Here is a 26483-nt window from a genome sequence, read left to right as displayed (position 1 = left end):
TCTATCCTAATAAATTTTTATATATTGCACCATCAATTTTATCCATTGCAATTTTTTCTAATTGGTCACAGTTTTCAATTATTGATAGTATTTTTGAGTCAAACATATAGTTTTCTGCAATATCCTGAATAGATTTATCCAAAGGTTTAGTACATATTATATATTTTGCTTGCAAAGAGTTTGCATAAATTGATTCTTTTAAAGTATTAACAATAACACCAAAAGCTAAATTGTTCTCAAAACAGTATTTTAAAATCTTTTCATCATAATTAAACAAAATTGTTGAGTTTGCTTTACTATTGAAAATTTCTTCAATAGAACTGATATAAAATGTTTCTTCAAATGGAATTAAATTATCACCAAGAATTATCATTTTAAACACTCCTTTGAACAAAAATATTTGCCATTACTAAGTATGGCTTCATTTTTTGAAATATATGTTTTACAAGTGGGACACTCTTCCATAATATCAGCTATTTTATCTTCTTTTTCTCTTTTTTTATTTGATATTTCACTCTCTCTACTTTTTTTGAAAAATAATAAATAGATTATAAATAAAATAGCTATAATAGCTAAAACTTTAAATACCATTATTTAGCCCCTTTATCTATATATAAATAGTTTCTTTTTTCATCTTTTTTAATTATTTGATAATTGTGTATTTTAGCCTCTTCAAGTTCTGATTCTAGCATACTTCCTTTATAAAAAAGGTACGAAGTATTTTCGTTTGATATCTCTTTTGTTAAGTCCAATAATAGTGCAGTATTTGTAACAGCTCTTGATGTAATAAGTTCAACTTTTATATCTTTTACATTTTCAACTCTATTACAAAGTATTTCTACATTATCAAGTTTTAAAGAGTTTTTAACAAAATTTAAAAATGCAACTCTTTTTGCCCTTGGTTCTATTAAATAAAATTTAATATTAGGTCTTGCCATTGCTAAAATAAGACCAGGATATCCAGCTCCTGTACCTATATCAGCAACGCTTGCATAATCTTTTATAAAAGATAAAACATAAATAGAATCATAAATATTATTCTCTATTTTTTCATCTTGTAATTCTGCTGAAAGATTATGTACTTTACCCCAGTGTTGTAAAAACTTTTTAAATTCTTCACACTTGTATAAAAACTCTTTATCTAAATTAAACTCTTTTATGTTGTTAAAATCCACTACAGTAAATGCCCCATTTCTTCTTTTTTAACTTTTAAATAGCCTTGATTATTTTCATTTTCTCCAACAATTACTGGAATTCTTTGTATAATCTCTATATTTTTTAAACTTCCTAATTTATCAGGATTATTTGTAATTAAATTTATTTTTTTTATATTAAATTTATTTAGAATATACTCAACAATTTCGTATGTTCTTTCATCTGCTGCAAAACCTAATTGATGGTTTGCTTCGATTGTATTAAATCCTTTATCTTGTAAGGCATAAGCATTTACTTTATTAAGTAAACCTATATTTCTACCCTCTTGTCTTAAATATATAACCATTCCACTATTTTTATTTATATAATCCAAAGAAAAATTTAGTTGTGCTTGACAATCGCACTTTAAAGAGCCTATTGCATCTCCTGTTAAACATTCCGAGTGTATTCTAACGTTTACAACATCACCTAAATTTTTTGTAAAAATTACTAGATGTTCTTTGTGATGTTCTTTAAAAGATTGTATTTCAAAATTACCATGTACTGTAGGTAACTTTGCAATATTTGATTCTTCTATATTCATATCTTTTTAAACCTTAAACTGTTAAAATGGTGCAGATTATATCTAAAAGAGGTAAATATTATGTTTAAAAGATTAAGAAGATTGAGAATTAATGAAAATTTAAGAGCCTTAGTACAAGAAACTAACCTAAGCCCAAATGATTTTATTTATCCATTATTTGTTGTAGGGGGTAAAGGTATTAAAACAGAAGTTTCATCTATGCCAGGTGTTTTTCAAATGAGTATCGATGAAATATTAAAAGAGTGTGAATATATCCAAAGCATTGGATTAAAATCAATAATATTATTTGGAATTCCTGATGTAAAAGATTCAGTTGGAAGCGAATGTTTATGTGATGAAAGTATAATTGCAAGAACAATAAAAGCAGTAAAAGAGAAATTTCCTTCTATGTTTGTAGCTACAGATTTATGTTTTTGTGAATATACAGATCATGGACACTGTGGTATTTTAGATCCAAAAACTCAAACAGTTGATAATGATAAAACATTAGAAATATCTGCCGAACAAGCATTAGTTCACGCAAGAGCAGGTGCTGATATGATTGCTCCTAGTGGTATGATGGATGGAATAATAGAAACATTAAGAACTGCACTTGATGCTAATGGATTTGTTGATTTACCAATAATGGCATATTCTACTAAATTTGCAAGTGCTTATTATGGTCCATTTAGAGATGTTGCGGAATCTACTCCATCTTTTGGAGATAGAAGGTCTTATCAAATGAATCCTGCAAATAGAAGAGAAGCTATTGAAGAATCAATCCAAGACGAAAATCAAGGTGCAGATATTCTTATGGTAAAACCTGCATTAGCATATTTAGACATAGTAAGAGATATTAGAAATAGTTCAAATCTTCCACTTGCTGTTTACAATGTAAGTGGCGAATATGCGATGCTAAAACATGCTGGAATGGCTGGATTAATTGATTATGAAAGAATTATGATTGAAACTTTAATCTCATTTAAAAGAGCCGGTGCAGATATAATTATTACATATCACGCAAAAGAAGCTTGTGAACTTTTAAATAGAAAATAAAATGAGTCAAACTTATCAAGAGGCAATTGAAAATTCAAATATAGTATCAAAAACTGATATTAATGGAATAATTACCTTTGTAAATGATGAGTTTTGTAAAATTTCAGGTTACAGTTATGATGAGCTAATTGGAGCAAATCATAATATAGTAAGACACCCCGATATCCCAAAGAGTAACTTTACTCTGCTTTGGGATACAATTTTAAGTAAAAAACCCTATAAAGCAACAGTGAAAAATCTTACAAAAGATGGACAAACTGTTTATTTAAATACTACAATTACCCCTATTTTAGATGAAAATGATGAGATAAAAGAGTTTATTGCTATTCGTTATGATGTAACAGAAGAAGTTGAATTAAAAAAACGATTAGAAAAAAAAGAAAAAGAGCTAGAAGAGTTAAATAAAGATTTAGAAAATAGAGTTTCTCTACAAACAAAAAAACTAAAAGAGTTAAATAAAACATTAGAAAAAAGAGTTCAAGAAGAGATTAGTAAAAATGAAGAGAAACAAAAGCTTCTATTTTGGCAATCAAGAATGGCAAGTTTGGGACAGATGTTGGCAAATATTGCTCATCAATGGAGACAGCCACTAACTGAACTAAATTTAACACTTTTTAATATGAACAAATCTTGTAAAAACAATAATCAAAAAAAAGTAGATGATTTATATCTTGAAAGTAAAACTCTAATATCAACAATGTCTTCTACTATAGATGATTTTACAAATTTTTTCAATCCTCAAAAAGAGAAAAAAAGTTTTGATATAAGAGATGCTATAGATGAAGCATTAATTATTTTAAAAAAGGTAGTTGAAGATATTAATATTAAACTTAATATGCCTAAAGAGTGTCGGGTAATTGGTGTATTAAATGAACTTTCTCAAGTAATAGTAAATCTTATACAAAACACAAAAGATGCTTGTATTTTAAATAATATAGATAATAAAACCATTTTTATTGGATTATATGAAGAAGAGATTTTAAATAAAAAATATGCAAAAATAGAGATAAAAGATAATGCAGGTGGAATTGATAAAGAGAACTTAGATAAAATATTTGATCCATATTTTACTACAAAACATAAAAGCCAAGGTACTGGATTGGGTCTGTTTATGTCTAAAATGATTATAGAAAAAAGTTTAAATGGTGAATTAAGTCACAAAAATATTGAAAATGGCTCTTTGTTTACCATTTTAATTCCCTTTGATAATTTAGGATAATTATGGAAAATACATTATTAAAAGAGTTAAAAATACTACTTGTAGAAGATGAAAAAAGATTAGCACAGTTATTAAAAGATGCTATTTCTGACTCTTTTTTTTCAATTGTTATTGCAAAAGATGGAAAAGAAGGATTAAAAAAATTTAAATCATTTAAACCAGATATCGTAATAACAGATATTATGATGCCATTTTGTGATGGATTAGAGATGACTCAAAAGATTAAAGAATTGGATGAGTTTATTCCAATCATTGTTTTAAGTGCTCATTCGGATAAAGAAAAATTACTAAAAGCTATTGATTTAGGTATTAATAAGTATTTTATAAAACCCTTTGACCCAGATGAGTTAATAGAACATATTAAAAAAATAGCACCAAAGATAAATAAACAAAAAAAAGTATTTTTAAAAGAAAATTTTATTTTCGATAATAATACTATGACCTTATATAAAGATGGAAAAATAATAAATATCACTAAAAGGGAAAAAGAGTTTTTATTTTTATTAATTAAATATCAAAATACTTTAGTAACTACAGAAGATATAAAAATAAATCTTTGGAAAGAAGAAGTAAGTGATGAACGTCTAAGAACTTTTATAAAGAGATTAAGAATAAAAATCTCAAAGGATATTATAGAAAATATTCAAGGACAAGGATATTTAATTTCTCCATTGAATACTTAAACCATTTGTAACTAATTTTTCTTTATTTATATCATTTCCTTTATCTATATTTCCAATATTTGATGGAGTTTCTATAAAATTTTGTAGATAATATGTATTTTTATAACCTAATGAATTAATTGTATTTATCATATTGTTTATATCAATTTCATCTAAAAGTAGTGAATTTATAGTTGTTCTTAATTCAAAGTCAAAATTAATGTCTATTAGATATTTGATTGTTTGAATAAAATTATCATATTTTTTTACTCCAGTGATATTTTCATATTTATATTTGGGTGCTTTAAAGTCTATTGCTATAAAATCTAGTAGTTTTTCAGAGATAAGTTTTTTTATTAATTTTAAATTTGTACCATTTGTATCAAGTTTTATTTTAAACCCTAAATCTTTAATTTTTTTACAAAGATCACTTAAGTCATAAAGTGTAGCTTCTCCACCAGATAAAACAACTGAATCTAACATCCCTACTCTATTTTTCAAAAAATTTAAAATATCATTTATATAATAGTTTCCTTCTTTGCAAAATACAATATCATCATTATAGCAATATTGACATCTTAAATTACAAGATTTAAACCAAACTATACAGGAAAGATGCCCTATATAGTCGGTAGTTGTAAATTTTGTTAAATCATAAATAATTTTTTGATTCAACAAATTTAATTCGCTGTTTGTGCTCACCTTTTTTCCCTATGTTAAAACTTTCAACGGGTCTATGATATCCCATAACTCTAGTATAAACTATACATTTTGTTCTTTTACTACTATTTTTCTCAAGCAATTCTTGTGTGTTCATTTAATATCTCCTGTTTTAAAATTTCTTCATCGCATTTTGGGCAAAATTCATGCTCTCCATTTATATATCCATGTTTTTCACAAATGGAAAATAATGGAGTAACTGTTATATATGGTAGTCTAAAGTTTGTAATAACATTTTTGACAAATTTTCTGCAAGATTCAATTGATGACATTTTTTCGTTCATATATAAATGTAATACAGTACCTCCAGTATATTTACACTGTAATTCATCTTGCAAACTTAAGGCTTCAAAAGGGTCATCTGTATAATCAACAGGAAGTTGTGAGGAATTAGTATAGTAGATGTTTTTTTCAAATCCAGCTTGAATGATATCTTTATATCTTTTTTTATCCTCTTTTGCAAATCTATATGTAGTACCCTCTGCAGGCGTTGCTTCAAGATTATATAAATTCCCTGTTTCTTCTTGATAATTAATCATTTTATTTCTCATGAAATCAAGTATTTCAATACAAAATTCATTTCCTATATTTGAAGAGATATCAATATCTTTTGAAAAATAGTTTTTTAACATCTCATTCATTCCATTTACACCAATAGTTGAGAAGTGATTATTAAAACCATTTAAGTACCTTTTCGTATATGGATATAAACCTCTTTCATACATATCTTGTATAAATTTTCTTTTTTTCTCTAAAGTTGATTTTGCTAAATCCATTAACTCTTCAAGCTTTTTAAGTAAACTATTTATATCTCCTTTATATAAGTATCCAAGTCTTGCCATATTTATTGTAACTACACCAATACTTCCTGTCATCTCAGCACTTCCAAATAATCCCCCTCCTCTTTTAAGAAGTTCTCTTAAATCTAGTTGTAATCTACAACACATACTTCTTACGTGTCCTGGCTTATATGCTTTTTCATTTGGTATTATATTTCCATTCTCATCCTTTGAATATTGGCTCCCAATAAAGTTCTGGAAATAAGAACTTCCAATTTTAGCGGTATTTTCAAAGAGTAAATCTGTATTCTCTCCATACCAATCAAAATCTTCTGTTATATTAACTGTTGGAATAGGAAAAGTAAAAGGTTGACCTGTTTTATCACCTTCTGTCATTATTTCATAATAAGCTTTGTTTATGAGATTCATTTCATGTTGAAAATCTTTATATGTTAATTCTTCAAATGAGTTGTAACCTTTTATTTTTAATTTTTTTAATAGGGTAATATCCTCTAAGTCTTTAAAAAGATGTTTTTGATTTCGAGTAGGAATTTGATCTTTCAAATCGTTTGGAACTGTCCAATCTATTGTAATATTCGTAAAAGGACTTTGTCCCCAACGTGCTGGAACATTTAGATTATAAATAAAACTTCGAATTGCTTTTTTTATTTCTTTATATTCTAAATTATCTTTAAAAACATATGGAGCTAAATAAGTATCAAAACTACTAAAAGCCTGAGCTCCTGCCCATTCACTTTGTAATATGCCTAAGAAATTTGCCATTTGTCCTAAAGCTTCTCTAAAGTGATTTGGGGCAGAGCTTTCTACTCTTCCTCGAACCTTGTTAAATCCTTCGTCAAGTAAAATTCTTAAGCTCCAGCCTGCACAATAGCCACTTAAACAGTCCAAATCATGTATATGATAATTAGCATTTCTATGGGCAAGTCCTTCTTTACTTGAATAAATTTTATCTAACCAATAATTTGCAATAATTTTCCCTGCACTATTATTAATAAGTCCAGCATGAGAATATCCTGTATTGGAGTTTGCATTTACTCTCCAATCACTTTTTAATATATACTCTTCAACTGTTTGTGTTGAGTTAATATATGTTGTATCTTCATTAAGTCCAAATATATGTTCTCTTTGTAGTTTGTGTGTATGACGATAAATCATAAAGGATTTCATTACTTCAAAATATTTAAATTCATATAACTCTTTTTCAATAATATCTTGAATATCTTCAACATATAATTCATCTAACAACTCAATTTTATTTGTAACATTAAAAAATATTCTTTTATCATAATTTATTTGGACACTTTTAAAAGCTTTTTTTATAGCATCTTCAATTTTATATGATTGATACTCTTCTTTTTTTCCATCTCGTTTAAATATATATTTTTTCATTTTTTTCCCTTTTGATGAATAATAGAAGTCTAAGTAAAAAATTCTTAATTTGTAATTACCCTAAAAGTCACGAAAGTGTCATTTTATGGACTATTTAGGAAGAAATTATTTTTATTTTTTAAGAAGATTTTAATCACTATTAAGTTAAAAATAAAGCCAATTCTAATATAATATTTGCTTTTATAAAAACAAGGAATTAATATGAGACATTTCTTAACAATCGCGGATTTCAGCAAAGAAGAGTTACTAGAGATTTTAGATCTAGCAAAACAAATTAAAGCTGAAACAAAACAAAGAAATTTTAAAGAGTATTTACCTAAACAAGTTCTTGGTATGATTTTTGAAAAAAGTTCAACTAGAACAAGAGTATCATTTGAAACAGGAATGTATCAACTTGGTGGAATAGGAATGTTCCTTTCATCAAATGATATTCAACTAGGTCGTGGTGAACCTATGAGTGATACTTCAAGAGTTATTTCGAGAATGGTTGATATGGTAATGATTAGAACTTTTGAACACTCAAAACTTGAAGAGTTTGCAAAGTATTCAAAAGTTCCTGTAATAAATGGTTTAACAGATGACTTTCACCCAGTTCAACTTATGGCTGATTATCTTACAATTATTGAAGAAGGTAAAGAAAAAGATTTAGTTGTAGCTTATGTTGGAGATGGAAATAATCTTGCTCACTCTTGGCTAATGTTAGCATCTAAATTAGGGTTTGAACTTAGAATTGCAACACCTAAAGGTTATGAAGTTAAACAAGAGATTTTAGATAAAGCTTTAGAGTTTGCAAAAATTTCTGGTGCAAAAATTATAATTGGAAATGATCCAATAGAAGCATTTAAAGGTGCAACCGTAGTTACAACAGATACTTGGGTATCTATGGGACAAGAAGCTGAAAAAGAGAAAAGAGTAAAAGATTTTACAGGCTTTATTGTAGATAATAAACTTATGTCTTATGCTGCATCAGATGCTATTTTCTTACACTGTTTACCTGCATATAGAGGTTATGAAGTATCTGAAGAGGTATTTGAAGGACCTCAAAGTAAAGTTTTTGAAGAAGCTGAAAATAGACTACATGCACAAAAAGGTATTATGGTTTGGTTAGATGGTAAAAGAAATGATTGATTTTAAAAAGTTTGAAAAATATTCAAAACCAGGGCCTAGATATACATCATATCCTACAGCTCCTGAGTTTACTGAAGATTTTTCACAAGATGATTTAATAGAGATTTTTTCAAAACAAGACTCTTTTAGAAACTTATCTTTATATATTCATCTTCCTTTTTGCCGAAGTGCCTGTTATTTTTGTGGATGTAACGTAATTTTTACATCTAAAGAAGATAAAAAAGTTAGATATTTAGAGTATCTTCAAAAAGAGTTAAAACTACTTGAAAAATACTTAGATACATCAAGATTGGTTACTCAAATGCACTTTGGTGGAGGAACGCCTACATACTTTTCTCCTGAACAATTAGATGAAGTAATATCTATGATTAAACAAAGTTTTCCAAATTTTAGTAGTGATGCTGAAATTTCATGTGAAGTTGATCCTAGATATTTTACAAAAGAGCATATGGATGTTCTTAAAAAAGGTGGATTCAATAGACTTAGTTTTGGTGTTCAAGATTTAGATGAAGAAGTTCAAAAAACAATCCATAGAATACAACCATATGAAACAACACAAAATGTTATGAACATTGCACGTGAAGCGGGAATAAAGTCTATAAATATTGATTTAATTTATGGTTTACCATATCAAAATAGAGAAACTTTTAAAGAGACATTAAAAGAGATTTTAAAACTTGATGCAGATAGATTTGCAGTATTTAATTATGCCCATGTTCCATGGCTTATGAAAACAATGAGAAAATTTGATGAAACAACTTTTGCTCCACCAAGTGAAAAATTACTTATTTTAAAAGATACAATTGACTTTTTTACCAGTAATGGTTATAAAATGGTAGGTATGGATCACTTCGCAAAAGAAGATGATGAGTTATTTAAAGCAATAGAAAAAGGCGAATTACATAGAAATTTTCAAGGTTACACTACAAAAGGTGGAGCTGATTTAATAGGTATTGGTGTTACATCAATAGGTGATGGTGTTGATTATTATGCACAAAATTATAAAGATTTAAAACAGTATGAAAATGCCTTAGATGAAGGGAAACTACCTACATTTAAAGGATATAAATTAAGTGCAGATGATCAATTAAGACAATTTGTAATAATGGAACTTATGAGTAATTTTTCTTTAAATATAAAAAGAGTTGAAAATAAATTTAATATAGATTTTTTTGAATATTTTAAAGATGATTTAAATGCTTTAAATGAGTTTATTGAAGCAGAACTTATGACATTAGATAAAGAGTTTATAAAAGTAAATCAAACAGGTGCAATGCTTATACGAAATATTTGTATGCCTTTTGATGCTTATTTGAAAAAAATTCCTGAAAATAAAAGAAGGTTTAGTAAAACTATATAATGAGTAATACAATTAATAAATTTGATTATACAAGCATTAGCGATGATTGCGTTAAATGTGGTAAATGTAAACCTGTATGTACAATATTTAATATAAATCAAGATGAAGCAACCTCTCCTAGAGGATTCATTGATTTATTAGGTGCATATGAAAGAAATGAATTAGAGTTGGATAAAAATGCAAAAGATATTTTTGAAAGTTGCTTTTTATGTACAAACTGTGTTGAAGCCTGCCCTAATGATTTACCAACGGATATGATTATTGAACAAGTTCGTTCTGATATTGCTAAAAAATTTGGTATTGCTTGGTATAAAAGGTTATTTTTCTTTTTATTAAGACATAGAAAAATTATGGATTTTATGTCTAAGCTTGGTTGGATGTTTCAAACTTGTGCTTTAAAAATAGAAGAAAAAAATAGTTCTGCAGTTCCAAAATTTTCTTTGCCAATTGTAAAAAAAGATAGAGCCCTACCCTATGCAGATAAGAGAACCTTTTTAAATAAATATCCTGAAAATATACCTGCAAATGTCGAAAATAAAGATAGTAGTGTTAAAAATAAAGTTGCTATTTTTATTGGATGTATGGGTAATTATAGTTATACAAATATTGGTGATAGTTTAGTTAATATTTTAAAAAAGCTAGAGATCGATATTTTTATTCCTAAAAAACAACTATGCTGTGGAGCACCTGCATATTTTACAGGTGATTTTGATACTGTTGATTACTTAGTTAAGAAAAATATAGAGTATTTTGAAACTTGGATTGATGATGTTGATGCCATAATCATCCCAGAAGCTACTTGTAGTGCTATGATTAATCAAGATTGGGAACACTATTTACATGACCAACCAGAGTGGAAAGAAAGAGCTGCTAAGTTATCAAAAAAAGTTTTTATGGCCACAAAATGGCTCGAAAATTCTACTAAGTTAAAAGATGTATTAGCAAATTCTGGTAAAAAAATAGATGATTTAGTAACTTACCATGATCCATGTCATGCTAAAAAAATGCAAGGTATTTGGAGAGAACCAAGAAATTTATTGAAACAAAATTATGTTTTAACAGAGATGAGTGACTCTAATAGATGTTGTGGTTTTGGTGGAGTTACTATGCAAACTGAAAAATATGAGTTTTCAAAAGCAGCAGGAGCTCCAAAAGCAGCAATGATAAAAGAAACAAATGCAAAGATTGTAAGTGCAGAATGTAGTGCATGTAGAATGCAAATTACAAACTCTTTATACCAAGCTGATGTTGATGTTGTATTTAAAAATCCTATAGAATTGATAGCAGAGGCATTGGATTGATGAAGTTTTGGCAAAATATCTATTCTCAATTTGATCCAATAGCATTTAATATTGGATCAGTTGCAGTTCATTGGTATGGAATTATGTATGCCTTTGCTTTACTTAGTGCCATTTATGTTGCAAAATGGTTTATTAAATATGATAATATTAATATAAAACAAGAAGTTTTTGATTCTTATATTTGGTGGGCAGAAATAGGTGTAATATTAGGTGCCCGAATAGGATATGTCCTTTTTTATGATACTCATACAATGTATTATTTAATTCATCCTTGGCAAATATTTAATCCCTTTATTGATGGGACATATGTTGGTATTTCTGGGATGAGTTACCATGGAGCTTTTATTGGGTTTTTACTTGCATCTTTTTTATTTTGTAAAAAACACAAAGTTTCATTTTGGTTTATAACTGATATTGCAGTAATTGGAATTAGCTTTGGATATATATTTGGTAGATTTGGGAACTTTTTTAACCAAGAGTTAGTAGGAAGAGTTACAGACTTACCTTGGGGAATATATGTAAATGGTATTTTAAGACATCCTTCTCAAATATATGAAGCATTTCTTGAGGGATTAGTCATCTTTTTAATATTAGTATATTTTAGAAACAGAAAAAAATTTGATGGACAACTAGCTATTATTTATGCTTTATGTTATTCACTTGCTAGAATTACTGCTGAATTCTTTAGACAACCAGATGTTCAATTAGGATTTTTATATGGCGGATGGCTTACAATGGGTATATTACAATCCATTTTTATATTAATTTTAGCTGTTTTAATTTTAATTGTAATAAATAAAAGAGTCAATTAGTATTTATAGGATTTTGATTCTTTTAATTCTTTTTCATAGCTTGAGATAACATCTTCTAAATCAGCTATTTTCTTTCTATAATCATCAATATAACCTTGTAAAATAGTAATTGATTTTTGCGATTTATCTAGTTTCTCAGCAGTTAATTTACTCTTTTTGATTAAATCTTCAAATTTCTTAGCTAATATTTGTATAGTACTATTCATACCTGAAATCTTTTCTTGATAAGCGATTTGCATATTATCAAATCTAACCATAGTCTCTTGTAGTTTTTTCTCTGATGTAATTACCCTTGAGTTATTATCAATATTTTTATTTCTTAGTCTTTTTATTTCAGCATCTAAGTCATTTACAAGTTGAATTAATTTTTTATTTTGAGCCTCTTTTTCATTTCCTGTAGATGCAAGTATTTTTTTAACTTCATCCTCTACTCTTTGCTGAATTGTATTTTCAACTTTTAGTTTTTCTCCCTTATGTTGGAGAATTATCCTTTTTAAATTTTGTTTTTCTTCCTCTTCTGCTGTAATTAAAATACCAGTTGATAAAAATTTTATAATCTTGCCATTCTCATCAAAAATAGGAAGAATAGTTGTTTTTGTATAAAAAGTACTTCCATCTTTTGCTAGGTTTCTAATTTTTCCTTGCCATTTGTTCCCTGTATTTATTGTGTTCCATAAATTTTCAACAAAATCTTTTGAGGTATCAGGATGTTTTAATATATTGTTTTTTTGTCCAATTAACTCTTCTGCTGTATATCCAGAAGCTTTACATGTTAAAGCATTTACATAAGTTATTTTTTGTTCTAAATCTGTTTCTATAATAAAATTTTCATCTTCTAAAACAGATTTTAAATCTTCTAACTCTTTTACGTGTTTTTTTATTAATAATTCATTATTTCTTGTCGTTAAAATTTTATTACAAACTTTTAATGTAGTAATCATTTGAATAGGTTTTATAATATAATCACTAACTCCTAATTTAATAGCTTTTAATAAAACTTCAGCATCATTGAAGGCAGTACAAATAATTATTGGCAGGTTTGAATCTTTTTCTCTTACTTTTGTAACAAGTTCAATACCATTCATTTTAGGCATATTTACATCTGTAAGCAATATGTCTATTTCATCACTATTTTTTTCATAAATTTCTAAAGCCTCTTCCCCATTTGAAGCAGTAAAAACTTTTTTAAAAAATCCTTGAAGTAAATTTGAAATTTCTTCTCTTAAAATTTCTTCATCTTCAACATAAAGAACAGATGATTTGTTGATTATGGAGTTTTTTAAGTCAATTTGACTAGCTTGTAAATCCATGCTCTACTGCCAGTTCATCTATTTTATTTTTAAGTAAGTCTAATCTCCAACCGTGTCTATCAGCGAAGTTTTCGATTTCGGCTTCTCTTTGTTCAAAGTCACAAAACACAAAAATTCTTTTTAAAAATGGTTTTGGAACTTGTATCGCTATAAGTTGAAAGTAGTTTTCTTTACAACTTCTTGAGCAAAATGCTTTACTCATAGCAATCTTTTTTTTACAGAACGGACAATGTGACATTAATTACCTTTCGGGATTATTTTATAATACTTTGCATTTGTGATATCTTGAAGATATTTTGGTTCAACTTCATGTAAAGCAATAATCTCCACAACTTTATCATTCATTAACCAACCTTTATTTGTATCTTCAAGAACATGTGATTCAAACATCTCAACCAATTCTTCTTTGGTCAAAATCAATTCTTCCATTTATGCACCCTTTAATTAGAATCTCTTCATACCTGTTTCATCGATTACATAACCTTTATTTGAATGATTTCTAATTATTTCATAATAGGTTTTTTGTCTAATTTTATTTACAATATTTCTCATTGTATAAATAGACATATTTTTACCTTTCCATACAACATCTTTAATTGTGTCATAATCGGTAATTTCACCTTTTTTACTTATAAGAAGCTTTAAAAATCCCTTTTCAAGTCTAGTAAAATCAATTACTATCCCACCAGATTTGAAAAATTGATCTCTATACTCATCAAAATAGATTCCATTTTGGAATTCTATTTTATCCCCTCTTTTTGTTTGATTTAAACACATAATTATCGCTAGTTTTAAATCTTGTAACCTTAAAGGTTTTGAGATAAATGTATAAGCATTACAATTAACTGCTATAACTATATCTTCACTATTATCTTCATCTGAAATTACTATTTTAGGTAAATTTTTTACAACATCAAGTAATTCAAAGCAAAAACTACTAAACGATAATCCTTCACTTTTTGTATCAATAATTACTAAATCATAACTATTTTGTGCTGCTAAAATTAAAGCATCTTTGTTATTTGATACAAAACTAACTTCTTTAAAGTAGTTATCTAAATCTTGTTCTAAAGTTTTTTTAACAGTTAAGTCACTACTTACAACAAGTAATTTAGCATTATCTAATTTTCTAATATTTTTTAATGTCTTAATCATAAGTCACTCTTTTTAAAATTTTTTCCATTATATCTAAATTTATCTTTTTTGTCAAAAGAAAATTATTTTTTAATAAAAAAGCTTTTTATTTTACTTTAAATCACCCCAGCTATCACCAATAGCTACTGATACTCTTAGTGGTATCTCTAAAGTAAAGATATTTTCCATTATTTTTTTCAAATCATTTGTTATTTCATCAAGTTTTTCATTTTTTATTTCAAAAATAAGTTCATCATGTATTTGTAAAATCATTTTAAGATTTTCATCATTTTTATATTTTTCAAATATTTTTATCATTGATAGTTTTATCAAATCAGCAGCACTTCCTTGGAATTTTGTATTAACTGCTTCTCTCAAAAATGCAATTCTTTGCATAGTATTTGCCGAATTAAAATCAAATATTCTTCTTCTTTTAATTAAAGTTTCAACATAACCATTTTCTAAAACATAATCTTCAATTGATTTCATATACTCTTTTACATTTGTAAAAGCTTCAAAATATGAATCTATATATACTTTTGCTTCTTTAGGAGTTATTTTAAGGGTATCAGCAAGTTTTTTACTTCCCATTCCATAAAGTAATCCGAAGTTAATAGTTTTTGCAATATTTCTTTTTTCACTAGCTTTCTCTTCACCAAATATTTTTATTGCAGTTTGACTATGAATATCTAAGTTATTATTAAAGGCATCTACAAGGGCTTTATCTTTACTAAAATGAGCCAAAAGTCGTAATTCTATTTGAGAATAATCAATTCCAACTAACTTGTATCCATCTCTTGCTATAAAAGCTTTTCTTATTTCTCTGCCTGCACTACTTTTTACTGGTATATTTTGAAGATTTGGGTTCTTTGAACTAAGTCTTCCTGTTGCAGTACCTGTTTGTAAAAATGAGGTATAGATTTTATTTTCATTGTCATTTGAAGCTAATTCTAAAAGTGGTTCAATATATGTTGATTGAAGTTTATATGCCTCTCTATACTCTAAAAGTGCTGAAATAATTTCATGGGAATCTATAAGCTTACTTAGTACTACTTCATTTGTACTATACCCTGTTTTACTTTTTTTAGATGCAGGTAAACCTAATGTCTCAAAAAGTATTACTCCAAGTTGCTTTGGAGAATTGATATTGAATTCAGACCCAGCAAGTTCATATATTTTTTTTGTAAGTTCTTGGATATATTCTTGATTTTGGATTTTTAAATTTTTTAATATTTGTGTATCTATTTTTACGCCGTTATTTTGCATGTTTATCAATACATTTATAAATTTAAACTCATAATCATCTGCTATTTTTAAAAGATGCTCACAATTTTGTTTTTTAAATTCTTCTAAAAGTTTAAAATATATTTTATAAGTCATAAGTGCATCTTCAGCAGCATAATTACACGCTTCTTCAATAGCTACAGTAGAAAAGTCATCACCTTTTTTTACTACATCATTAAAAGCAATCATAGTATAGTCAAAATAACTTTTTGCGAGTGCATCAAGTCCAACTTTAGAACTACTATCTAACAACCAAGCCAATATTATAGTATCAGCAAATAGAATTAATTCAATATCAAAATTAAATTTTATAATGTCAAAATCATATTTAAAATTTTGAACTATTAGTTTAAACTCATTTAATTTGCTAATAGCATTTTTAGCATCAGTTAATGAAATTTGTTCTGATACACCTAAATACGAATGTGCAATTGGCACATAATATGCTTTTGTATCTTCATAAGCAAAAGAAAAACCAACAATTTTTGCTATTTTTGTATCTAAACTTGTTGTTTCAGTATCAAAAGCTACAATAGAATCTTTTGGAATAGAAGCTATTACATTTTCTAGTTTTTCTTTTGTATCCAACAACACAAAATCATAATTTACTATTTCTTTAGGTTTTGGTAGTTCAGTTTTATAATTAAGACCATTTTGATGAACTCTTTCGATTATTTTATTTAAATCATATTTTAATAAGGTCTCTTCTATTTTTAATATAGGATTTTCTTTTGGTAGTTCAAATTCATGTAAAAAATCTATGCAATGACAGTCTGTTTTTAAAGTCACTAACTCTTTTGAAATATATGCCATCTCTTTATTTTCTAAAAGAAGTGTTTTCCATCTTGGTTTTGGAACACTTTCAATATTATTATAAATATTGTCCAAGGTTCCAAACTCTTTTATAAGTGCTTCTGCTGTTTTAGCCCCTACTCCTTTTACTCCAGGAACATTATCAGCACTATCTCCTAAAAGTGATTGATAATCTATAAATTGTTTAGGATGAATTCCATATTTTTCATAACATTTTTCTTCGTTTATTATAACTTTTTTTATTGGATCAAATAGATAAATCATGTCATCATCAATTAATTGATATAAATCTTTATCATGGCTTACAATTCTTACTTCTATGTTCTTTTCTCTAGCATCATGGGCAATTGAAGCAATAATATCATCTGCTTCAAAACCATCTTTAATAGCTGTTTTAAATCCCATTTGTTCTATCCATGATATGGCAACGGGAAGTTGTCTTAATAAATCTTCTGGAACATCTGGCCGATGTGATTTATATTCATTATAAATCTCTTTTCTAAAGGTATCTCCTTTAGAATCAAGTGCAAAAACTATATAATCAGTTTGAAAATCTTTTCCAATATTTGAGATAAAATTCATAAATCCAGTAAGCAATCCAGTTGGAAAACCATCTTTTGATTTTAAAGGTGGAAGCGCATAAAAACTTCTAAATAAAAATCCAAATGTATCTATTACAGTTATGGTCTTTTTAGCACTTAAATTGTCATTATCCATTAAGTATTCCCTAGTTTTAAAGTTTTTATATTATAATGAAAAGATATAAAAATAAGTTTATTTAGGTTTAGAATGGATTTAGAATTAGAAAAATTAAAAAGTACAAATCTTGAATTAAAGGAGATTATCAATAATTCTTGGGATGGTATAGGAATAATTGATTTTAAAAGTAAATTTTTATATGTAAATGATGCTTTAACTCCAATATTAGGATATACACAACAAGAATTACTTAATAAAATTTTTGTTGATTTGATTAATGATGAATATAAACTACCTTTTTTACAACTTTTAAAAGAAAATACGATTAATTCTTATAATACAGATATCAATGTTGTTTGTACTAGAAAAGATGGTAAACCTATATATTTAAAAGTTACAGTTTCTCTAATGTTAAATAAAAAACTTTTTGTTTTAAACGCTAAAGATATTACAAAAGAGATTTCTGATGACCAAATTTTAAATAGTTATGTTATCTCTAGTCATACTGATAAATATGGATTTATCACAAAAGTTTCAGATGCTTTTTGTAAATTAACAGGTTATTCAAAAAGTGAATTGTTAGGAAGAAAACATACTATTATTCGACATGAAGATACTCCAAATGAACTTTTTGAAAATTTGTGGGATACTATTATAAGTGGAAAAGAGTGGAATGGAAGAATCAAAAATGTTAAAAAAAATAATGATATTTTTTGGGTTGATACAAAAATAAAACCAATATATAATAAATATGGTGATATTACAGGATATACAGCATTGATGTTTGATATTACTCACGAATTAGAACTTGATGAAAAAGTAATTGTCCAAGATAATAAATTAAATATTATGAATGAAACCATTAGAACTATTTCCCATGAATGGAGACAACCTCTTAATACCATATCAATAATAGCACAAAAACTATCTTTAGAAGTAGAGGATGATAGATCTTTTTCTGATGCTTTAAAAATAATTACAGAAAATGTAAAAAATCTTTCCAATACAATAGAAGAGTTTAAATCTTTGATTGAAGAAGAAGGTCAAAAAGAGATTATAGAAGTTAAAAATTTAATTGAAACTTTAATCAAACCCTATAAACGAGTCACAGAGTTTGAAATTAATTGTGATGAAAATATAATTATTGAAACCTACCAAGATAGGTTAGTTTCAGTATTTAATAGTATTGTTAAAAACTCCATTGAAGCTATGCAAAGAAATATGATGGAAGTTAATAAAAAAATTACAATTGATGTAAAAAAGAAAAAAGATTTTATTGAATTAAATATAATTGATAATGCTGGTGGAATAGAACCGCAAAATATTACAAAAATTTTTGAACCCTATTTTTCAACAAAATATCAACAACATGGAGTTGGATTAGGTTTATATATTGCAAAAAATATTATAGAATTACATTTAAAAGGAACTATTAAAATAACTAGTCTTAATAAAACAACAAATGTAAAGATAACTTTACCAATAATTAATTAAAGGAAAAAACATATGATAATAATACCTGCGAGATTAAATTCTAGTAGATTTCAAAACAAAATATTAGTAGATATACTTGGTTTACCAATGGTTATAAGAACTGCAAAACAAGTAAGTAGTTTAGATGAAGTAACTATTGCAACAGATTCCCAAGAAGTTATAGGATTAGCCAAAAAGCATGGAATAAATGCAATAATGACTTCAAGTGAACATCAAAGCGGTACTGATAGGATAAATGAAGCAGCAAAAAAATTAAAACTTAGTGAAGATGATATTGTTATTAATGTTCAAGCCGATGAGCCATTTATAGAAGTTGATGTGATAAAAGCTGTAATAAATAGAGTTAAAAAAGTAAAAGAAAATAATGAAGATATAATGATTGTATCTTGTCATAAAAAAATCTCTTCAGAATTGGCAGATGATCCAAATCATGTAAAAGTATTATTAAATGATAAAGGTAATGCTACATATTTTTCAAGAAGTAAAATTCCATACCATAGAGACCATTATGAACACTCTAATTATAACGGACATTTAGGGATTTATGGATTTACTGTAAAAAGCTTAGATGAATTTTGCAAATTACCAGCAGCAGCTACAGAAAGTATCGAAAAATTAGAGCAATTAAGAGCAATTTATCATGAAAAAAAGATTGCGATGGTTGAAGTTCAATCTAAATCTTTTGGAATAGATACAGAAGAAGATTTAAAAAATGCACTTAGAATTTTTAGTAAATAAAGTTATTTTTAAATTATTTAATGTAATATCCACAGGTATTATTGAAAATATTAACTTACAATAAGAAGGAATCATGAATAAAGATTTTTTAAAACAACTAAATATACTTTATGTTGAAGACCAAGATGAAATTAGAAATTTTACTTCTAATATTTTAAATAATTTCGTAAATAAGTTAATAGTGTGTAATAATGGAGAAGAAGGACTTATTACCTTCAAAGAAAATCAAGATGTAAATTTAATCATTACTGATATTAATATGCCTAAAATGAATGGTTTAGAGATGATAAGCCAAATCAATAAGATTAATCCAAATATTCCAACCATAACAACAACTGCACATACTGATTCAAATTTTTATAAAAAATCTATTGATTTAGGGATTACTTCATATTGTCTAAAACCACTAGATTTATATGAATTAATTAAAAATATAACAAAGTTATTAGAGCATAAATTTTTAGCTGAAAAATTAAATAATGAGATTGATTTAAGTAATAGTAGTGATACAATGGAACTATTAAACAAACAAGATAGTTTTGTTGCAATCTTTAAAAAAGATAAGCAGTTTTTATCAAACGAATTATTTTCAAAAACTTTTAAAAATCTTGAGATAAATTTAGAAGATTCTTTGATTGATAAAGAGCAATATTCACAAGAAGATAAAACTCCTTGGCTTGAATATATAGCAAATTTAGAAGATCAAAGTACTTTAATTAATTTAAAAATAGATGATTTAAATAAAATCTTTAAAATAGATGTATCTAAATTAAAAAATGAAGAAGATGCTTATGTAGTTAGTTTATTTGATGTAACTAATTTAAATGAAAAATCAAATCTATTTGAATATAAATATAACCATGATTTAATAACGGGGTTATATAATCTAAATAAGTTTCATAAAATATTTTCCATAGAATCAAAAAGAGTTAGAAGATATAGAAAAAGTCTTTCTATTATAAAACTTGCGATAGAAAATATAGATGAAAAAATCACCTATGAAGAACTTATGAATGATATTACAGAACTAATTAATAAAAATGTTAGAGAACATGATATAAATTTTAAAGTCGAAGAATCGTCATTTTTAATTTTACTTCCTGAAACAGATTTAGATGGTGCTTTAAATGTTGCTTATAAATTAGAAGAACTTTTAAATGATATGCTTGAAAGCAAAGGAACAAATAAAAAGTCTTGTTTTGGAGTAGTTGAATTAAATAATGATGATAATGAAGACTTATTCTTAAAAAGAGTTTCTTCAGCTCTTAAAAAAGCATTAAATAATGAAGATGAGAGAGTATCTTACTTTTAAAAAGTAAAACTTTCTCCTAAGTAGTGTTCTCTTACGCTTCCATCATTTCTAATTTCATCACTATTACCAGATGCTAATAATGCTCCACTTTTCATAACGTATGCTCTATCACAGATTTCTAAAGTTTCTCTTACATTGTGGTCTGTTATAAGAACACCAATACCTCTAATTGTAAGTTGATTTATAATTTCTTGAATATCCTTAACTGCTATTGGATCAACCCCTGCAAAAGGCTCATCAAGAAGTAAAAAATCTGGTTTTGAAACAAGTGCTCTTGCTATTTCAGTTCTTCTTCTCTCACCTCCAGATAAAGAAACACCTTTTCTTTGTCTAATTGGTTCAATATTAAAAACTTCAAGTAACTCTTCCACTCTTCTATTTTGTTCTTCCTTATCATCTGTTACTATTTGAGCAGCAAGCATTAAATTATCTTCTACACTTAAGTCTTTGAAAATAGAAGACTCTTGGGGTAAATATCCAATTCCTTTTAATGCTCTTTTGTGCAAAGGTAAACTTGTAATATTTTGTTCATCTAAAAAAATCTCACCTGATGTTGGTTTTATTAGTCCACAAACAGTATAAAATGTTGTAGTTTTTCCTGCTCCATTTGGTCCTAATAATCCAACGATTTCTCCTGATTTAACTTCTAAAGAAATACCATGTAAAATTTGAGTTTTTTTAATACTTTTAGTTATATTTTCTATTCTTAGTTTATGCATTAATTATATATCGCCTTTTATTTTCTAATTTTTCTATATCTATTTTAATGGTATGAAATCCATAAGAGTTAAGAAGTTCGTCCAATCTATCATCACCCCACTCCACAAAATGTACCCCTTGTTTTTCAAACTCTTCAAGTAAACCTAAAGATATAAACTCTTCTAAAGTTTTATTATAAACATCATAGTGATAAATATTATTACCATAAATTGTTTGAATTGAAAAAGTTGGTGAAGTAACTGTTTCATTTATATTCAAAGATTTAACATAATTTTTAACTAAAGTAGTTTTACCACTTGCCAAATCACCTCTTAATAAAACTATAGACTCTTCTTTATTAATCAAATTATCTAATTTTTCAATAATTTTTGTTAATTGATTCTCTTCTAAAATTAATTCTATTTTTTCCAAATTAATCCTATTATATGCTTTTTGAGAAGTTAATGATTTGTTCTAACTTTTCTTTAGCTTTTCCAGAAGTAATAGCTTCTCTAGCTATAGCAATTCCCTCTTCAATATCTTTTGCTCGGTTATCTATATATAAAGCTGCTCCAGCGTTAATCAATACAATATCAAGTTTTGCACCAGTTATTTTTCCTTCTAAAATATCTCTTGTAATTTGAGCATTTTCATTTGCATCACCACCTAAAATATCTTCTTTAGGATATATATCTAAGCCATATTCTCTAGGGTCTATAATAAAATCACTTGTTCTTTGATCAATTAATGTAGTTGCATAAGTTACATCACTAATTGAGATTTCATCCATACCATCTTTTGAACTAACAACCATAGCTCTTTTTGTATCTAAAAGACTAAGTGCTGTAATCATTCTATGAATATAAGCATCACTAAATACACCAATTAACTGCTTTGATACAGTTGCTGGATTACTAAGTGGTCCTAATATATTAAAAATTGTTCTATGTGGGATTGATTTTCTTATTGGCATAATATTTTTCATTGCTGGATGATGATTTTGTGCAAACATAAATACAAAACCTGTCTCTTCTAACATTTTAACTTGATCTTCAATACTAAGATTTAGATTTATTCCAAGTGCTTCAAGCATATCAGCACTACCTGATTTACTTGTAATACTTCTATTTCCATGTTTAGCAACTTTACTTCCACAAGCAACTAAAAGTAATGAAACAGTTGTTGAAATATTAAAACTATTTGATTTATCTCCACCTGTTCCACAATTATCAATTAACTCATCTTTTAATGAATAATGAATAGGCAATGGTATTAAATGGTCTCTCATAGCATCAGCTGCTGCTGCTATTTGTTCTGCAGTTTCCCCATCTTCATATAATTTTATTAAAAAATCTCTAACTTCTTCTGCTGGAAGTCTATTTTCAAATATATCATCAAATTTTAGTTTATCCATATTAAACATTATCTTTTCCTTTTAATTTTTCAATATATTCATCTTGTTTTGATTTTGGAGTTGATTTAGTCAAAGGAATTTGTAATACTTTATACTCTTCTGTGTATTCTAAGTACCTTATTTCTATAACATCTCCAACTTTAACTTCTTTTGATTTTTTTACAACCATACCATTTATATAAACAACTTTGTGTTCAAGCATATCTTCAGCAACGGCTCTTCTTTTAGTTATATTAACTGCGTTTAAAAATTTATCTATTCTCATAAAGAAGATTATAGCTAAGATTAGATAAAATAACTCCCTTAAAATTACTATGATGTAGGATAAATAAATGAGTAAAAAAGAAGTAAAAAAAGTAGTATTAGCTTATAGTGGTGGGCTTGATACATCTATTATTTTAAAATGGCTTCAAGATGAATATAATGCAGAAGTTATTACATTCACTGCTGATTTAGGTCAAGGTGAAGAAGTTGAACCAGCTCGTGCTAAAGCAATAGCATGTGGGATTAAACCAGAAAATGTTTTTATTTTAGATATTAAAGAAGAATTTGTAAAAGATTATGTTTTCCCAATGTTTAGAGCAAATGCAATTTATGAAGGTGAATATTTACTTGGAACTTCTATTGCTCGTCCTTTAATTGCAAAAAAACTTATTGATATTGCTAATGAAAAAGGTGCAGAAGCAGTTTCTCATGGAGCAACTGGAAAAGGAAATGACCAAGTAAGATTTGAAATTGGTGCCCTAGCATTAAGACCTGATATTAGAGTTATCGCTCCTTGGAGAGAATGGGATTTAAATTCAAGAGAAAGTTTACTTGAGTATGCAAGAAAACATGGAATTGAAATTGCTCAAAAACATGTTGATGAAAATGGTAATCCAAAAGTAAGTCCATATTCAATGGATGCAAACTTACTTCATATCTCTTATGAAGGTTTACATTTAGAAAATCCAAACAATGAGCCAGAAGAGTCAATGTGGTTATGGACAACAGCACCTGAAAAAGCTCCAGACGCACCTGAATATTTAACTTTAACATATAAAAATGGTGATCCAATTGCTATTGATGGTATAGAGATGTCACCAGCAACTTTACTTGCAAAATTAAATGAGTATGGTAATAAACATGGTATTGGAAGAGTTGATATAGTTGAAAATAGATATGTTGGTATGAAAGCAAGAGGATGTTATGAAACTCCAGGTGGAACTATCATGTTAAAAGCTCATAGAGCTATTGAATCAATTTGTTTAGATAGAGAAGCAGCTCACTTAAAAGATGAATTAATGCCAAAATATGCAAAACTTATCTATCAAGGATATTGGTTCTCTCCTGAGAGAGAAATGCTTCAAGCTGCTATTGATTCAACACAAAAACATGTTGAAGGAACTGTAAAAGTTAAACTTTACAAAGGAAATGTAACAGTTGTTGGTAGAGATTCTTCTAAATCACTATATAACGATGCTTATTCAACTTTTGAAAAAGATGAAGTTTACAACCAAAAAGATGCAGAAGGTTTTATTAGATTAAATGCTTTAAGATTTATCATTGCTGGTAAAAATCAAAATAGAAAATAATTAATATGATATTAAAATTTAAAGAATTTTACCCTCAAATAGCTTCTTCAGCTTGGATAGCGCCAAGTGCAGATTTAATTGGACAAATTGAAATTGGAGAAGATTCTTCAGTATGGTTTGGTTGTGTAATTAGAGCAGATGTAAATGAAGTTATAATAGGTAAAAATTCAAATATTCAAGATTTATCTTGTATTCATACTGATATTGATACAAAAACAATTATTGGAGATAATGTTACTATTGGACATAAAGTTATGCTTCATGGTTGCACTATTGAAGATAATTGTCTTATTGGTATGAGTGCAACAATTTTGGATAATGCTGTTATTGGTGAAGGAAGTATAGTAGGAGCAAATTCTCTTGTAACTTCTGGAAAAGTTTTTCCTCCAAGAAGCTTAATTATGGGAACACCTGCAAAGGTAGTTAAACAATTAACTCAAGAAGATGTTGATAAACTTATCAATCATGCAGCTCATTATGTTGAATATAAAAATGATTATAGGTAAGTAAAAAGTAATTCTAAAAGGATTACTTTTTATTTAATTTTTTATTTCCAAAGCTATATTTATTATGCTATAGGAAAAGTCATAGTAAATTTTAAACCTTTATTGCTATTTTCTACTTTTAAATCGCCTTTAAAACTATTTATGATTACTAATTTAACCATATATAGCCCAATTCCTGTGCCTGTCTCTTTTGTTGTGTAATATGGGTCAAAAAGTTTTTCTATATCTTTTTCATCTATCCCACCTGCAAAATCAGCAATTGTTAAAATTACTTTATCATCTTTTTTATATGATTTTATTTCAATTGATCTATTTTCTATATCTCTTTCTACATATGCTTGAATAGAATTAGTAATAAGATTCATAAAAACTTGTGATAACTCCATTTCTACACCTAAAATATAATTATCTTCAACATCGATGGATATATCAATATTATTTTTACTAATTTGTGATTTCATCAGATCCATAAATTTTTCAATTGATTTTTTTAATGAAATTTTTGTAAAACTTTTTTCAGAATTAAAAAAACCTAAAAAGCTATCTATGGTATCGCTCATATGTTTTATTTGCTGTTTTGTATTAACTGCAAATTCGTCTATAAGTTCTTTATTTAATTCATCTGCGTCATAAGAGAATTTAATATCATGACAATAAAGTGATAATATATTTAAAGGTTGTTTTAGTTGATGGGAAATAACACCTATCATTTCTCCCATACTAGCCATCTTTGCATTATGAACAAGAAGTTTATTTGCTTGTTCTAACTCTTCTTTTGAACTTTTTTTCTCTTCAAATATTTTGATAAATACTTTTAATTTTGATGTTAGCAAATCATTATCAATAGGTTTTGAAATATATTCAATAACACCTAAATCATAACCTCTTTTCTGATATGAATCTTTATCATAAATTCCAGTAATAAAAATAACAGGAATATCTTTAGTTTTTTCAAGACTTTTAATATAATCAACAAATTGAAACCCATCCACATCAGGCATTTGAATATCACTTAAAATAAGGTCAATCTTATTATTCATAAGAATTGTTATGGCATCTTGTGCATTTAATGCTGTGTATATATCAACATCAAAACTATCTTCAATCATCAGTCTCAAAGAATATATATTTTCTTCCACATCATCTAATATTAATATGCAAAATTTTTCCATTTTATTGTCCTTTATTGATTTCTTTAAAATCTAAAACATTAAGCCCATGTAATAAATCTTCATTCTTAGCAATAACAACTTCAAAGGTTGAACCTGGAATGACCCCAAAAATATAGACAAAAATTTATTCCGTTAATTTATGAATATAGATGATAAAATCATCTTGAAAA

29 protein-coding genes are annotated in these 26483 nt (G+C 26.8%); 12 read left to right on the top strand and 17 right to left on the bottom strand.

Annotation, left to right across the window (positions count from 1 at the left end; translation table 11 throughout):
* Position 1: 1 nt before the first annotated feature.
* From ACQY5W_RS00145 to ribA, 4 genes are read right to left on the bottom strand one after another with little or no spacing between them, the layout of a single operon-like run.
* Positions 2-373 carry a hypothetical protein gene (locus ACQY5W_RS00145; protein ID WP_428022897.1) on the bottom strand — a complete coding sequence of 124 codons (372 nt, stop codon included), beginning with the start codon at positions 371-373 and terminating at the stop codon, positions 2-4.
* Positions 370-591 (bottom strand): PP0621 family protein, encoded by a 222-nt coding sequence (locus ACQY5W_RS00140; RefSeq protein ID WP_428022896.1) that lies wholly within the window; start codon positions 589-591, stop codon positions 370-372. Before ACQY5W_RS00140 ends, ACQY5W_RS00145 begins: the two co-directional genes overlap by 4 nt.
* Positions 591-1175: a 16S rRNA (guanine(527)-N(7))-methyltransferase RsmG gene (gene rsmG / locus ACQY5W_RS00135; RefSeq protein WP_428022895.1), complete on the bottom strand. Its 585-nt coding sequence runs from the start codon at positions 1173-1175 to the stop codon at positions 591-593. The genes ACQY5W_RS00140 and rsmG overlap by 1 nt, the downstream gene beginning before the upstream one ends.
* Positions 1175-1738, bottom strand: coding sequence for a GTP cyclohydrolase II (gene ribA / locus ACQY5W_RS00130; protein WP_428022894.1), 564 nt, complete (start codon positions 1736-1738; stop codon positions 1175-1177). Before ribA ends, rsmG begins: the two co-directional genes overlap by 1 nt.
* 60 nt (positions 1739-1798) lie before the next feature.
* Here ribA and hemB point away from each other — a divergent pair, with 60 nt between their 5' ends.
* From hemB to ACQY5W_RS00115, 3 genes are read left to right on the top strand one after another with little or no spacing between them, the layout of a single operon-like run.
* Complete coding sequence (gene hemB, locus ACQY5W_RS00125; protein WP_428022893.1) at positions 1799-2773, top strand: porphobilinogen synthase; 975 nt, start codon at positions 1799-1801, stop codon at positions 2771-2773.
* 1 nt (position 2774) lies between these two features.
* Positions 2775-3992 carry a PAS domain-containing sensor histidine kinase gene (locus tag ACQY5W_RS00120; protein WP_428022892.1) on the top strand — a complete coding sequence of 406 codons (1218 nt, stop codon included), beginning with the start codon at positions 2775-2777 and terminating at the stop codon, positions 3990-3992.
* 2 nt (positions 3993-3994) lie between these two features.
* Positions 3995-4675, top strand: a complete 681-nt coding sequence (locus tag ACQY5W_RS00115) for a response regulator transcription factor (protein WP_428022891.1) — start codon at positions 3995-3997, stop codon at positions 4673-4675.
* On the opposite strand, the gene ACQY5W_RS00110 is transcribed toward ACQY5W_RS00115, so the two are convergent.
* From ACQY5W_RS00110 to ACQY5W_RS00100, 3 genes are read right to left on the bottom strand one after another with little or no spacing between them, the layout of a single operon-like run.
* Positions 4652-5356 carry an anaerobic ribonucleoside-triphosphate reductase activating protein gene (locus ACQY5W_RS00110; RefSeq protein WP_428022890.1) on the bottom strand — a complete coding sequence of 235 codons (705 nt, stop codon included), beginning with the start codon at positions 5354-5356 and terminating at the stop codon, positions 4652-4654. The two genes, ACQY5W_RS00115 and ACQY5W_RS00110, sit on opposite strands and share 24 nt — an antisense overlap.
* A complete protein-coding gene (gene nrdD, locus ACQY5W_RS00105) occupies positions 5307-5471 on the bottom strand; it encodes an anaerobic ribonucleoside-triphosphate reductase (protein WP_428022889.1) in 165 nt (54 codons plus the stop codon). The genes ACQY5W_RS00110 and nrdD overlap by 50 nt, the downstream gene beginning before the upstream one ends.
* Positions 5449-7563: a ribonucleoside triphosphate reductase gene (locus ACQY5W_RS00100; protein WP_428022888.1), complete on the bottom strand. Its 2115-nt coding sequence runs from the start codon at positions 7561-7563 to the stop codon at positions 5449-5451. Before ACQY5W_RS00100 ends, nrdD begins: the two co-directional genes overlap by 23 nt.
* Positions 7564-7764: 201 nt before the next feature.
* Between ACQY5W_RS00100 and argF the strand changes: the two genes are divergently transcribed.
* The 4 genes from argF to lgt are packed head-to-tail and all read left to right on the top strand — an operon-like array spanning position 7765 to position 12164.
* Positions 7765-8691: an ornithine carbamoyltransferase gene (gene argF / locus ACQY5W_RS00095; RefSeq protein WP_428022887.1), complete on the top strand. Its 927-nt coding sequence runs from the start codon at positions 7765-7767 to the stop codon at positions 8689-8691.
* Positions 8684-10051 (top strand): oxygen-independent coproporphyrinogen III oxidase, encoded by a 1368-nt coding sequence (gene hemN, locus ACQY5W_RS00090; protein WP_428023184.1) that lies wholly within the window; start codon positions 8684-8686, stop codon positions 10049-10051. Before argF ends, hemN begins: the two co-directional genes overlap by 8 nt.
* Complete coding sequence (locus ACQY5W_RS00085) at positions 10051-11352, top strand: (Fe-S)-binding protein (protein ID WP_428022886.1); 1302 nt, start codon at positions 10051-10053, stop codon at positions 11350-11352. Before hemN ends, ACQY5W_RS00085 begins: the two co-directional genes overlap by 1 nt.
* A complete protein-coding gene (gene lgt, locus ACQY5W_RS00080) occupies positions 11352-12164 on the top strand; it encodes a prolipoprotein diacylglyceryl transferase (RefSeq protein ID WP_428023183.1) in 813 nt (270 codons plus the stop codon). Before ACQY5W_RS00085 ends, lgt begins: the two co-directional genes overlap by 1 nt.
* Here lgt and ACQY5W_RS00075 read toward each other — a convergent pair.
* From ACQY5W_RS00075 to polA, 5 genes are all read right to left on the bottom strand, one after another.
* Positions 12161-13474, bottom strand: a complete 1314-nt coding sequence (locus ACQY5W_RS00075) for a response regulator (protein WP_428022885.1) — start codon at positions 13472-13474, stop codon at positions 12161-12163. The genes lgt and ACQY5W_RS00075 overlap by 4 nt on opposite strands.
* Positions 13458-13676, bottom strand: coding sequence for a hypothetical protein (locus ACQY5W_RS00070; protein ID WP_428022884.1), 219 nt, complete (start codon positions 13674-13676; stop codon positions 13458-13460). The genes ACQY5W_RS00075 and ACQY5W_RS00070 overlap by 17 nt, the downstream gene beginning before the upstream one ends.
* Before the next feature lie 35 nt (positions 13677-13711).
* Positions 13712-13903, bottom strand: a complete 192-nt coding sequence (locus ACQY5W_RS00065) for a hypothetical protein (RefSeq protein ID WP_428022883.1) — start codon at positions 13901-13903, stop codon at positions 13712-13714.
* A 15-nt stretch (positions 13904-13918) separates the two neighbouring features.
* Complete coding sequence (locus tag ACQY5W_RS00060) at positions 13919-14629, bottom strand: response regulator transcription factor (protein ID WP_428022882.1); 711 nt, start codon at positions 14627-14629, stop codon at positions 13919-13921.
* Between the two features lie 90 nt (positions 14630-14719).
* A complete protein-coding gene (polA, locus tag ACQY5W_RS00055) occupies positions 14720-17422 on the bottom strand; it encodes a DNA polymerase I (protein WP_428022881.1) in 2703 nt (900 codons plus the stop codon).
* Between the two features lie 72 nt (positions 17423-17494).
* Between polA and ACQY5W_RS00050 the strand changes: the two genes are divergently transcribed.
* From ACQY5W_RS00050 to ACQY5W_RS00040, 3 genes are all read left to right on the top strand, one after another.
* Positions 17495-18898 (top strand): PAS domain S-box protein, encoded by a 1404-nt coding sequence (locus tag ACQY5W_RS00050; RefSeq protein WP_428022880.1) that lies wholly within the window; start codon positions 17495-17497, stop codon positions 18896-18898.
* A 12-nt stretch (positions 18899-18910) separates the two neighbouring features.
* A complete protein-coding gene (gene kdsB / locus ACQY5W_RS00045; RefSeq protein WP_428022879.1) occupies positions 18911-19636 on the top strand; it encodes a 3-deoxy-manno-octulosonate cytidylyltransferase in 726 nt (241 codons plus the stop codon).
* Positions 19637-19709: 73 nt separating this feature from the next.
* Positions 19710-20948, top strand: a complete 1239-nt coding sequence (locus ACQY5W_RS00040) for a response regulator (RefSeq protein ID WP_428022878.1) — start codon at positions 19710-19712, stop codon at positions 20946-20948.
* Here ACQY5W_RS00040 and lptB read toward each other — a convergent pair.
* From lptB to ACQY5W_RS00020, 4 genes are read right to left on the bottom strand one after another with little or no spacing between them, the layout of a single operon-like run.
* A complete protein-coding gene (lptB, locus tag ACQY5W_RS00035; protein WP_428022877.1) occupies positions 20945-21667 on the bottom strand; it encodes an LPS export ABC transporter ATP-binding protein in 723 nt (240 codons plus the stop codon). The genes ACQY5W_RS00040 and lptB overlap by 4 nt on opposite strands.
* On the bottom strand, positions 21660-22079 hold the full coding sequence (tsaE, locus tag ACQY5W_RS00030) for a tRNA (adenosine(37)-N6)-threonylcarbamoyltransferase complex ATPase subunit type 1 TsaE (protein WP_428022876.1): 420 nt from the start codon (positions 22077-22079) through the stop codon (positions 21660-21662). The genes lptB and tsaE overlap by 8 nt, the downstream gene beginning before the upstream one ends.
* 10 nt (positions 22080-22089) lie before the next feature.
* Positions 22090-23070, bottom strand: coding sequence for an anthranilate phosphoribosyltransferase (gene trpD / locus ACQY5W_RS00025; RefSeq protein ID WP_428022875.1), 981 nt, complete (start codon positions 23068-23070; stop codon positions 22090-22092).
* Positions 23063-23326 carry a S4 domain-containing protein gene (locus tag ACQY5W_RS00020; protein WP_428022874.1) on the bottom strand — a complete coding sequence of 88 codons (264 nt, stop codon included), beginning with the start codon at positions 23324-23326 and terminating at the stop codon, positions 23063-23065. Before ACQY5W_RS00020 ends, trpD begins: the two co-directional genes overlap by 8 nt.
* A 67-nt stretch (positions 23327-23393) precedes the next feature.
* Between ACQY5W_RS00020 and ACQY5W_RS00015 the strand changes: the two genes are divergently transcribed.
* Together ACQY5W_RS00015 and ACQY5W_RS00010 are read left to right on the top strand one after the other, a co-directional pair.
* Positions 23394-24635 carry an argininosuccinate synthase gene (locus ACQY5W_RS00015; protein ID WP_428022873.1) on the top strand — a complete coding sequence of 414 codons (1242 nt, stop codon included), beginning with the start codon at positions 23394-23396 and terminating at the stop codon, positions 24633-24635.
* Between the two features lie 5 nt (positions 24636-24640).
* Positions 24641-25141: a gamma carbonic anhydrase family protein gene (locus tag ACQY5W_RS00010; RefSeq protein WP_428022872.1), complete on the top strand. Its 501-nt coding sequence runs from the start codon at positions 24641-24643 to the stop codon at positions 25139-25141.
* A 62-nt stretch (positions 25142-25203) separates the two neighbouring features.
* On the opposite strand, the gene ACQY5W_RS00005 is transcribed toward ACQY5W_RS00010, so the two are convergent.
* Positions 25204-26313 carry a sensor histidine kinase gene (locus ACQY5W_RS00005; protein ID WP_428022871.1) on the bottom strand — a complete coding sequence of 370 codons (1110 nt, stop codon included), beginning with the start codon at positions 26311-26313 and terminating at the stop codon, positions 25204-25206.
* Between the last annotated feature and the right edge of the window lie 170 nt (positions 26314-26483).

It is taken from the genome of Arcobacter sp. (genome assembly GCF_050300555.1).
GTDB lineage: Bacteria > Campylobacterota > Campylobacteria > Campylobacterales > Arcobacteraceae > Arcobacter.
Note: the sequence above shows the minus strand (reverse complement) of the source record. Positions and strands in the feature narration are given on the sequence as shown.

Bases quoted from the DNA above. Each gene is read 5' to 3' on its own strand.
- ACQY5W_RS00145 (WP_428022897.1), bottom strand. From the start codon at position 373: ATGATAATTCTTGGTGATAATTTAATTCCATTTGAAGAAACATTTTAT.
- ACQY5W_RS00140 (WP_428022896.1), bottom strand. From the start codon at position 591: ATGGTATTTAAAGTTTTAGCTATTATAGCTATTTTATTTATAATCTAT.
- ribA (WP_428022894.1), bottom strand. From the start codon at position 1,738: ATGAATATAGAAGAATCAAATATTGCAAAGTTACCTACAGTACATGGT.
- hemB (WP_428022893.1), top strand. From the start codon at position 1,799: ATGTTTAAAAGATTAAGAAGATTGAGAATTAATGAAAATTTAAGAGCC.
- ACQY5W_RS00120 (WP_428022892.1), top strand. From the start codon at position 2,775: ATGAGTCAAACTTATCAAGAGGCAATTGAAAATTCAAATATAGTATCA.
- ACQY5W_RS00115 (WP_428022891.1), top strand. From the start codon at position 3,995: ATGGAAAATACATTATTAAAAGAGTTAAAAATACTACTTGTAGAAGAT.
- nrdD (WP_428022889.1), bottom strand. From the start codon at position 5,471: ATGAACACACAAGAATTGCTTGAGAAAAATAGTAGTAAAAGAACAAAA.
- ACQY5W_RS00100 (WP_428022888.1), bottom strand. From the start codon at position 7,563: ATGAAAAAATATATATTTAAACGAGATGGAAAAAAAGAAGAGTATCAA.
- argF (WP_428022887.1), top strand. From the start codon at position 7,765: ATGAGACATTTCTTAACAATCGCGGATTTCAGCAAAGAAGAGTTACTA.
- hemN (WP_428023184.1), top strand. From the start codon at position 8,684: ATGATTGATTTTAAAAAGTTTGAAAAATATTCAAAACCAGGGCCTAGA.
- ACQY5W_RS00085 (WP_428022886.1), top strand. From the start codon at position 10,051: ATGAGTAATACAATTAATAAATTTGATTATACAAGCATTAGCGATGAT.
- lgt (WP_428023183.1), top strand. From the start codon at position 11,352: ATGAAGTTTTGGCAAAATATCTATTCTCAATTTGATCCAATAGCATTT.
- ACQY5W_RS00075 (WP_428022885.1), bottom strand. From the start codon at position 13,474: ATGGATTTACAAGCTAGTCAAATTGACTTAAAAAACTCCATAATCAAC.
- ACQY5W_RS00070 (WP_428022884.1), bottom strand. From the start codon at position 13,676: ATGAGTAAAGCATTTTGCTCAAGAAGTTGTAAAGAAAACTACTTTCAA.
- ACQY5W_RS00065 (WP_428022883.1), bottom strand. From the start codon at position 13,903: ATGGAAGAATTGATTTTGACCAAAGAAGAATTGGTTGAGATGTTTGAA.
- ACQY5W_RS00060 (WP_428022882.1), bottom strand. From the start codon at position 14,629: ATGATTAAGACATTAAAAAATATTAGAAAATTAGATAATGCTAAATTA.
- polA (WP_428022881.1), bottom strand. From the start codon at position 17,422: ATGGATAATGACAATTTAAGTGCTAAAAAGACCATAACTGTAATAGAT.
- ACQY5W_RS00050 (WP_428022880.1), top strand. From the start codon at position 17,495: ATGGATTTAGAATTAGAAAAATTAAAAAGTACAAATCTTGAATTAAAG.
- kdsB (WP_428022879.1), top strand. From the start codon at position 18,911: ATGATAATAATACCTGCGAGATTAAATTCTAGTAGATTTCAAAACAAA.
- ACQY5W_RS00040 (WP_428022878.1), top strand. From the start codon at position 19,710: ATGAATAAAGATTTTTTAAAACAACTAAATATACTTTATGTTGAAGAC.
- lptB (WP_428022877.1), bottom strand. From the start codon at position 21,667: ATGCATAAACTAAGAATAGAAAATATAACTAAAAGTATTAAAAAAACT.
- trpD (WP_428022875.1), bottom strand. From the start codon at position 23,070: ATGTTTAATATGGATAAACTAAAATTTGATGATATATTTGAAAATAGA.
- ACQY5W_RS00020 (WP_428022874.1), bottom strand. From the start codon at position 23,326: ATGAGAATAGATAAATTTTTAAACGCAGTTAATATAACTAAAAGAAGA.
- ACQY5W_RS00015 (WP_428022873.1), top strand. From the start codon at position 23,394: ATGAGTAAAAAAGAAGTAAAAAAAGTAGTATTAGCTTATAGTGGTGGG.
- ACQY5W_RS00010 (WP_428022872.1), top strand. From the start codon at position 24,641: ATGATATTAAAATTTAAAGAATTTTACCCTCAAATAGCTTCTTCAGCT.
- ACQY5W_RS00005 (WP_428022871.1), bottom strand. From the start codon at position 26,313: ATGGAAAAATTTTGCATATTAATATTAGATGATGTGGAAGAAAATATA.